Here is a 7,725-nt window from a genome sequence, read left to right as displayed (position 1 = left end):
TTCCCGGACGGGCGGTTTTTTGGTCGGGCTAGCAGGACTCGAACCTGCGACCTTCCGTCCCCCAGACGGACGCGCTACCAGGCTGCGCTATAGCCCGACTAAGGCTGCTTATTAGCGGTTTTGAGCCAGAGGGCAAGGGCAAATCTCTGTGTAATTTGGGCCTCGTGTCTCAGAGCCTTACAGGCTTAGGAGGCGCGCGCTTTGAGTGCGTTGCGGGCTTGCTCCAGAGCGTGGCGCGTTTCGCTATCAGGGCTGGCTTTAAAGGCGGCAATACGGCTGAGAAGGCCTGCGCTGACATCAAGCTCGGTGTCGCTTGGATCATCAGGTAGCGTGATAGTCAGAGACAGGGGCGCAGAGGCTTGGGCGTCTTCTGTGGGTTCTTTGGCGGCTTGCAGAAAGGACGGGAGAGCCGAAGGCTGTGTCTTGAGGTCAGATGCGCTATCGGCCTCTGTCTGTTCTGGCTCTTCTGAATCTTCTGGATCTGCTTTTGCGTCTGCCTCGGTGGTTTCGGGGGCAGCTTGGGGCGCTGCGGCCTCAGGCGATGCGTCTTGCGGTGGCGCCTTGGCGAATGTGTCTTCTGGTGTTTGGGTCTCTGTGGCCTCGGGCTCGTCGCTGCTTTTGCGGTGTGTGAAGGGCACGATGTCGGCTTCGGGCTTGGGCTCGTTCGGCGCGTCCACGGCCATGTCGATCGCATTGGTATCACTCACCGCATCTGCAAGCTCACCGTCGAGGGGCTGTGAGAGACTTGAGATATGTTTAACGCCATGATCACGAAGCATTTTTTGTGCGCCTTTGATGGTCATGCCATCGTCATGGAGCAGCTTTTTAATGCCGCCGAGCAACACCATATCATTGGGGCGATAATATCTGCGTCCGCCTGCGCGTTTCACAGGTTTGACTTGTGTGAATTTGCTTTCCCAGAACCTCAAAACATGGGTCGGCAAGTCAAGCCATTCGGCCACTTCGCTTATGGTGCGGAATGCTTCGGCTGATTTTGCCATGCTGTGAGACGCTCCTAGCGCTTATTGCCTGCTGCGACCCTGTCTTTCATGAGGTGCGAGGGGCGGAAGGTCAGAACGCGGCGGGGGTTAATTGGAACTTCCTCGCCAGTCTTCGGGTTGCGACCGACGCGGGCCGTTTTTTGGCGGACCGAGAAGGTTCCGAAGGAGGAAATTTTGACTTGCTCTCCTGTGACCAGCGCGTCGGAGACATGCTGGAGCACACTTTCGACAAGCTGCGCGCTGTCATTGCGTGACAGGCCGACTTCGCGAAAGACTGCTTCGCTCAGATCCATACGTGTAAGTGTTTTTTCGCTCATAACTATTCCCCTGTTTGGCCAAGCATAGGCCTGAGAGAGATTCCGAGTCAATATCAATGGCTTGGCGTGCAGCTTTTCAGCAATAAATGAGACGCATTCCAGGCGTTTTTACCAACGGATTGCGACTGCGCCCCACGCCAGACCGCCGCCGATGGCTTCGGTGAGGACGAGATCGCCTGTTTTGATCTTGCCTGTTGCGGCCCCGACAGAGAGTGCAAGCGGGATCGAGGCGGCAGAGGTGTTGCCGTGGTCCTGCACTGTGAGCACGACACGCTCCATTGGAACGCCGAGCTTTTTGGCCGTGCCTTGGATGATACGGATATTGGCCTGATGGGGCACAATCCAGTCGACATCACTGTGCGTGAGCCCCGCTTTGTGAAGGGCCGCATCGGCTGTTGAGGCCAGCTTTTCAACGGCTTGGCGGAAGAGGGCGTTGCCCTGCATGCGCAATTTTCCAGACGTGCCTGTCGAGGAGACGCCGCCATCAACAAACAGCATGTCTTTGTAGCGACCATCAGAGTTGAGGTCTGCAGAAAGGATGCCGCGATCAGCGGTTGTGCCTGCGCACTCTTGGGCTTCAAGGATGAGTGCACCCGCGCCATCGCCGAAGAGAACGCAGGTTCCGCGATCTGTCCAGTCCATGATGCGGCTGAAGGTTTCGGCGCCGATGACAAGTACGCGTTCGGTTTGGCCTGAAAGGATCAAACCGTTTGCTGTTGTGAGGGCAAAGACGAATCCTGCGCAGACGGCTTGAACATCAAAGCCAAAGCCACGCTCCATGCCGATCTTTTGCTGCACCATCGTCGCAACAGAAGGAAAGGTTAGATCAGGCGTGGACGTGGCAACGACGATTGCGTCGATGTCGCCAGCCGTTAGACCCGCTTGTTCGAGGGCGGCTTTTGCGGCTTCGGCCGCAAGATCAGAGGTATGCTGTCCTTCGGCGGCGAAATGACGGCGTTCGATTCCTGACCGCGTGCGAATCCACTCGTCTGTGGTGTCGAGCGAAGATTCGAATTCGGCGTTTTCCACGATCCGCTCTGGCAAATAGTGGCCATAGCCAACGACGACGGCACGTTTTGTCATGAGTTGGCCTCTTCTTCGGAGCTTTTTATGTGCTCTGTCCCTGCTTCGGAGGCCAGCATCGTGGCGGCCGAAATACGGGCGGCAAGTTTTTCGTTGAAGCCTGATTGCGCCAGCTGGAAAGCGAGCTTCACTGCGGCTGAAACGCCTGTCGCATCAGCAGAGCCATGAGATTTGACAACTGTGCCGTTAAGGCCAAGAAAAATGCCACCGTTGACTTTTCGCGGATCAATGCGACTGCTGAGGCGCTTTAGCGAGGTAAAGGCGAGCAGGGCGGCGAGACGCGACAGCGGCGTATAGTTGAAGGCTTCGCGCAGCAGGTCACGGATCAGGCTGGCAGTGCCTTCGCCCGTTTTTAGCGCGATATTGCCAGTGAAACCGTCTGTCACGATGACATCGCATTTTGTTCCGGGTAGATCGCTGCCCTCGACGAAGCCGACATATTCGAAATTGGCTGCGTCAGCATTTTCGGCGATCAGTTCATTGGCGGCCTGAATTTCGGCGCGGCCTTTGAACTCTTCTGTTCCGACATTAAGCAATCCCACGCGTGGGCGCGCGAGGTGAAGCCCATTGCGTGCATAGGATGCGCCCATCAAGGCGTATTGTAGCAAATCACGCTCATCGGCGCGGATGTCGGCGCCGGCATCAAGCATAACATTAAAGCCCTGCGGATTGCGCGAGGGCCAGAGCACAGCTATTGCCGGGCGATAGACACCCGGTATTTTGCGCAGGCGAATGACCGAGAGCGCCATAAGCGCACCCGTGTTGCCGCAAGAGACACAGACTGTCGCCTCTTTGTTGCGCACGCTTTCAAGCGCGGACCACATAGAGGTACTTTTGCCTGAACGCATGACTTGAGACGGCTTGTCCTCCATCGAAACAATGCCTTCGGCATCAACGATGGTGCAACGGCCGCGCAAGTTCTTTTTGCGTGCGACAAGGGGCTCCAGCTCGGACTTGCGCCCGTGTAGGAGAAAGAAAATGTCTTTGTTTTTCTTGGCGGAATGTGAACAGCCAGCGACAATCGCCGCTGGCCCTTTATCACTTCCCATGGCATCAACCGATATGACAACGCGCTCCGCCTGCGGGTTTGAAGTTGCAGGCTTGGGCGTGATTGTCTGGCTCATGCGAAAAGGCTCGGCTTATGCCGCGTCTTCGTCGATCTCGACTTCGTCCGCCACAGCAATCACTTCGCGATCTGCGTAGTGGCCACAATCGGGGCACACGTGGTGTGGACGCTTAAGTTCGCCGCAGTTTTGGCACTCGTTAGGATTTGCAGCCGTGAGGCTATCGTGCGCGCGACGGTTGTTGCGACGTGATTTGGATACTTTGTTCTGTTGGACAGCCATGTCGCAACCTCAATTATCTAGGGGCAAAAGAGCCCAGTTTCAGAAGGGCGAAGCCCTGTGTGTACGGGTTCAGACTGCTCTTATGCAAAAGCTGTGAGCCTGTCCAACCCTAAATTCGTAAGAGCGCGCGAAAATAACTGGAATTGCATGAGTTGCAACCCCGAATTTCAACCTAGGTTTCGGGGTCTTGAAGCTTGGCTTTAAGGGCTGCGAGGCCTGCAAACGGCTTGGTATCCTCGTCTGTAAGGGCTGCTTTGCCTTCCTCTGTGAAAACTGCGCTTTCAAGGCTTGCGCCCTCTGCACGGGGATAAGGCGGCAGGGCAAGAGACAAGGCTTCGCGAAAGACATCCGCCAGATTGATTGTGTTTTCAAGCGGCTCGGCGCGTTCATCTTCGGGCATTTCGACCTCGGCATCTTCTTCAAGATCGTCGAAGCTAGGCATGATACGTACGAAAAGACGCTCGACGCTCTCTTCTATGCGGGCACTGACGGGGGCGAGGGTGATGACGCAGGCTTGCTGTACTGTTGCGCCCAGACGGGCTTTAAGCAGCCAATCATCAGCGCCATGAGGCTTGAGTGTGCCGATCAGGGTCGGCTTTTTGAGAGCGAGCAGATCAAGCGTTTTGGCCATTTCAGTGCGTGCCTCGTCAGAAAGTTTCAGCGAAAAGCTGTAGCTTTGGTTTGCCGAAAGGCGCGAAACGGGTATCGTTGTTATGTCATTAAAGTCTTGGGTCATCGCGCCGCTCCTTGAATCGGGGGCCTTTCCTTAGTAATCGGAAGGCAAGGCCGCAACAGCCGATACAAGAGGGCAGAGATGAAAGCAATTACCCACCCGATAAAGCAGAGCGCGGCGTTTTTGCTGCTTGGGCTTGTTTTCATGGCGCTGAGCTCTTGTGCAGCGACCTATCGCGACCATGGCTATGTGCCTTCGGAGAGTGAATTGGCCGAAATTGTTGTGGGTGTTGATTCCCGCGAGAGTGTGGCGGATGTGGTGGGGGTTCCTTCGACATCAGGGATTTTGAACGACAGCGGCTATTATTATGTGAAAAGCAGCGTCAGACATTTTGGCGCGATGCGCCCGAAAGAGATTGAGCGCGAAGTTCTTGCCATCAGCTTCAGTGAGGCGGGCATTGTAGAGAACATCGAGCGCTTCTCACTGCAGGATGGGAATGTTGTGACCTTGTCTCGCCGCGTGACGGACAAGACGGTCAATGACAACACCTTCATACGTCAGCTGGTGGGGAGCATCGGCCGCTTTACATCTGACAGTCTTCAATAACACGCTGTTTGTCACAGCCTTGAAACCTATTTTGTGCTAGGCTTTGGACCAGCGCGTGTGGGTTTATGGATGAAGGGTTGAGGATGAAGGCCTTCGATAGAGGCGGATATCATGTGCGGCTGGCGGCGAGCGAGGCTGACATTTTGGCGGCTAAGGCACTGCGCCATAGGGCTTTTTTTGGCTGTGCAGGTATTGATGAAGACACTTTTGATGCAGCGTGTGAGCATGTTCTGATCAACAATAGTGAAGGGCGGCTCTTGGGCTGCTTTAGGATAATGCCGTTGCCGTCAGGGCGGGCGCTTTTGCAAAGCTATTCAGCACAGTTTTATGATTTGGGTCAGCTTGCGGGCTTTGAGGGCAAAATGCTTGAGATGGGGCGGTTTTGTCTGGAGCCAGAGGAGGCGGAGCCAGATGTCTTGCGCATTGCTTGGGCAGCTTTGACGCGCTTTGTGGATGAACAAAACATAAAGATGTTGTTTGGCTGTGCGTCTTTTTCTGGCGTGAGTGGCTTGCGGTATCAGGACAGCTTTGCGCTCTTAAGGGCGCGGCATCTTGCGCCCGAGTGTTGGCGGCCAAGACAGCGCGCACGGGACGTTTTTGATTTCGGAACGGCGCCTCACGGAGAGGCTGATCCGAAGCGTGGCATTGTCCAAATGCCGCCGTTGTTGCGCAGCTATCTGGCAATGGGAGGCTGGGTCAGCGACCATGCCGTCATCGACAGGGAAATGGGCACGATGCATGTGTTTACGGGGCTTGAAGTCAGGGCGATCCCGGCTGCGCGCAAACGGCTTTTGCGGGCGCTTGCAGCGTGAGAGCGCTTGACGCTGCGCGCAGGTAGCGATAGCGCTCTGCCATGGCACGCGCACCCCTTTTACAGCTCAATGATGTCTCACTGACATTCGGCGGAAACCCAGTCTTTGACGGGCTTTCGGCCGCCTTACAATCTGGCGATCGACTCGCTTTGGTCGGGCGGAACGGTTCGGGCAAATCGACGCTCATGAAAGTGATGGCGGGGCTAGTTGAAACGGACAAGGGCGATGTGGTTGCTGGACCCGGTGTCCGCGTGGGCTATATGGAGCAAGAGCCTGATATGGCAGGCTTTTTGACGCTTGGAGACTATGCGTCAAGTGGGCTTGAGCCAGGTGAGCTTTACCGAGTTGAGCGGGCTGGTGAGGGCCTCAAGTTTGACCCTGACCGTCCTGTTGAGACCGCCAGCGGCGGAGAGAAACGGCGCGCGGCCTTGGCCAAGCTGATGGCGGAAGCGCCTGAGCTGATGCTGCTCGATGAGCCGACAAACCACCTTGATATTGAAGCAATCCGCTGGCTGGAAGGCGAGCTGAAGGCGACACGCACGGCCTTTGTTTTGATCAGTCACGACCGCGCATTTCTGCGTGAACTTACCCGCGCAACACTCTGGATTGACAGAGGAAAAGTACTTCGGAATGAGCAAGGATTTGAACATTTTGAAGCCTGGCGCGACAAGCTTTGGGACGAAGAGGACCAAGCCCGCCACAAGCTTGACCGCAAGATCAAGGCCGAGGCTCGCTGGGCTGTCGAAGGCATCAGTGCGCGCAGGAAGCGTAACCAAGGCCGCGTACGTGCCCTTGCTGAGCTGCGCGAGGAGCGCTCAAGCCAGATCAGACGGCAGGGCACAGCAGGGATGGCGCTGTCTTCGGGGTCGGTTTCGGGCAAGAAAGTCATTGAAGCGATAGGGATTTCGAAAGCCTATGATGGCAAGCAGATCTTAACAGATTTTGACATCACCGTGCAGCGCGGGGACCGTATTGCTTTTGTCGGACCCAATGGTGTGGGTAAGACAACTGCTATTAAGCTATTGATGAAGCTGGAAGAACCCGACGCAGGCACTGTTAAACTGGGAACCAATCTTGAGGCGGCGATCTTTGATCAGGCGCGTGCCCAGCTTGACCCCGAGATGAGTCTTTGGGACAGCCTCACAGGCGATCCTGATATGCGGGTCTCAGGCAAGGCCGACCAGATCATGGTACGCGGAATGCCACGCCATGTTGTTGGATACCTTAAAGAATTTCTGTTTGAAGAAGGTCAGGCGCGGGGGCCTGTGAAGGCACTTTCGGGCGGGGAAAAGGCGCGGCTTTTGCTGGCCAAACTCATGGCGCGGGAGAGCAATCTACTGGTGCTTGATGAGCCGACCAACGACTTGGATGTCGAATCGCTGGATCTGTTGCAAGAAATTTTGGATGACTACGACGGAACCGTGCTGCTTGTGAGCCACGATCGCGACTTTCTGGACCGTGTGGCCAGTCTCACTGTGGCGATGGAAGGCGATGGCAAGGCGACTGTTTATGCGGGCGGCTGGAGCGACTATCAGGCCCAGAAACCTGACAGTGATGACTGGGAAAACCGCCCAAATACAAAGGCTTCACGCGCAAAAGAGAAGCAGGAGAAGGCGAAAGCCAAGCCCAAGCTCAGCTTTACGGAAGAGCATCGTTTGAAAGAACTTCCAAGCGTTATGGAGCGGCTGACAGCCGAGATTGGCAAGCTCGAAGAGCTTCTCGCGCAGCCTGATTTGTTCACCAAGGAACCCGTGAAATTCAAGAAAGCGACGGAAGCTTTGGTGGAGCGTCAGACCGCTTTGGCCAAGGCCGAAGAAGAGTGGTTAACGCTTGAAGAAAAGGCCGAACAGGCAGGTTAACGGACTGTGAGATGACTGATTCTAGGGG

9 protein-coding genes and 1 tRNA gene are annotated in these 7,725 nt (G+C 55.9%); 3 read left to right on the top strand and 7 right to left on the bottom strand.

Features of this window, described 5'->3' with window-relative positions:
- Positions 1-20: 20 nt before the first annotated feature.
- The 7 genes from P8O11_RS11125 to P8O11_RS11095 all read right to left on the bottom strand — a co-directional run bounded on the left by P8O11_RS11125 (position 21) and on the right by P8O11_RS11095 (position 4,483).
- Positions 21-97 (bottom strand) — tRNA-Pro (locus P8O11_RS11125).
- Between the two features lie 88 nt (positions 98-185).
- The gene (locus P8O11_RS11120; RefSeq protein ID WP_300294226.1) at positions 186-1,001 is read right to left on the bottom strand and encodes a MerR family transcriptional regulator; all 816 of its coding nucleotides are present in this window, start codon (positions 999-1,001) and stop codon (positions 186-188) included.
- 14 nt (positions 1,002-1,015) lie between these two features.
- Complete coding sequence (gene ihfA / locus P8O11_RS11115; protein WP_089888467.1) at positions 1,016-1,318, bottom strand: integration host factor subunit alpha; 303 nt, start codon at positions 1,316-1,318, stop codon at positions 1,016-1,018.
- A gap of 108 nt (positions 1,319-1,426) precedes the next feature.
- Complete coding sequence (locus tag P8O11_RS11110) at positions 1,427-2,401, bottom strand: beta-ketoacyl-ACP synthase III (protein WP_300294225.1); 975 nt, start codon at positions 2,399-2,401, stop codon at positions 1,427-1,429.
- Positions 2,398-3,525 (bottom strand): phosphate acyltransferase PlsX, encoded by a 1,128-nt coding sequence (plsX, locus tag P8O11_RS11105; RefSeq protein ID WP_300294224.1) that lies wholly within the window; start codon positions 3,523-3,525, stop codon positions 2,398-2,400. Before plsX ends, P8O11_RS11110 begins: the two co-directional genes overlap by 4 nt.
- Positions 3,526-3,540: 15 nt before the next feature.
- A complete protein-coding gene (rpmF, locus tag P8O11_RS11100; protein WP_300294223.1) occupies positions 3,541-3,747 on the bottom strand; it encodes a 50S ribosomal protein L32 in 207 nt (68 codons plus the stop codon).
- Between the two features lie 172 nt (positions 3,748-3,919).
- The gene (locus P8O11_RS11095; RefSeq protein ID WP_300294222.1) at positions 3,920-4,483 is read right to left on the bottom strand and encodes a DUF177 domain-containing protein; all 564 of its coding nucleotides are present in this window, start codon (positions 4,481-4,483) and stop codon (positions 3,920-3,922) included.
- 78 nt (positions 4,484-4,561) lie between these two features.
- Between P8O11_RS11095 and P8O11_RS11090 the strand changes: the two genes are divergently transcribed.
- The 3 genes from P8O11_RS11090 (at position 4,562) to P8O11_RS11080 (ending at position 7,697) form a co-directional block, all read left to right on the top strand.
- Complete coding sequence (locus P8O11_RS11090; protein ID WP_300294221.1) at positions 4,562-5,026, top strand: outer membrane protein assembly factor BamE; 465 nt, start codon at positions 4,562-4,564, stop codon at positions 5,024-5,026.
- 83 nt (positions 5,027-5,109) lie between these two features.
- Positions 5,110-5,838: a GNAT family N-acyltransferase gene (locus P8O11_RS11085; RefSeq protein ID WP_300294220.1), complete on the top strand. Its 729-nt coding sequence runs from the start codon at positions 5,110-5,112 to the stop codon at positions 5,836-5,838.
- Between the two features lie 41 nt (positions 5,839-5,879).
- A complete protein-coding gene (locus tag P8O11_RS11080; RefSeq protein WP_300294219.1) occupies positions 5,880-7,697 on the top strand; it encodes an ABC-F family ATP-binding cassette domain-containing protein in 1,818 nt (605 codons plus the stop codon).
- Positions 7,698-7,725: the final 28 nt, after the last annotated feature.

It is taken from the genome of Lentibacter sp. (genome assembly GCF_029254145.1).
Classification (GTDB): Bacteria; Pseudomonadota; Alphaproteobacteria; order Rhodobacterales; family Rhodobacteraceae; genus Lentibacter.
The sequence above is the reverse complement of the archived record's forward strand: the minus strand, read 5'-3'. Positions and strand labels throughout refer to the sequence as shown.

What these genes read in the sequence shown, in the direction of transcription:
- P8O11_RS11085 (WP_300294220.1), top strand. Translation starts at nt 5,110, where the DNA reads ATGAAGGCCTTCGATAGAGGCGGATATCATGTGCGGCTGGCGGCGAGC.
- rpmF (WP_300294223.1), bottom strand. Translation starts at nt 3,747, where the DNA reads ATGGCTGTCCAACAGAACAAAGTATCCAAATCACGTCGCAACAACCGT.
- P8O11_RS11095 (WP_300294222.1), bottom strand. Translation starts at nt 4,483, where the DNA reads ATGACCCAAGACTTTAATGACATAACAACGATACCCGTTTCGCGCCTT.
- P8O11_RS11110 (WP_300294225.1), bottom strand. Translation starts at nt 2,401, where the DNA reads ATGACAAAACGTGCCGTCGTCGTTGGCTATGGCCACTATTTGCCAGAG.
- P8O11_RS11090 (WP_300294221.1), top strand. Translation starts at nt 4,562, where the DNA reads ATGAAAGCAATTACCCACCCGATAAAGCAGAGCGCGGCGTTTTTGCTG.
- P8O11_RS11120 (WP_300294226.1), bottom strand. Translation starts at nt 1,001, where the DNA reads ATGGCAAAATCAGCCGAAGCATTCCGCACCATAAGCGAAGTGGCCGAA.
- P8O11_RS11080 (WP_300294219.1), top strand. Translation starts at nt 5,880, where the DNA reads ATGGCACGCGCACCCCTTTTACAGCTCAATGATGTCTCACTGACATTC.
- ihfA (WP_089888467.1), bottom strand. Translation starts at nt 1,318, where the DNA reads ATGAGCGAAAAAACACTTACACGTATGGATCTGAGCGAAGCAGTCTTT.
- plsX (WP_300294224.1), bottom strand. Translation starts at nt 3,525, where the DNA reads ATGAGCCAGACAATCACGCCCAAGCCTGCAACTTCAAACCCGCAGGCG.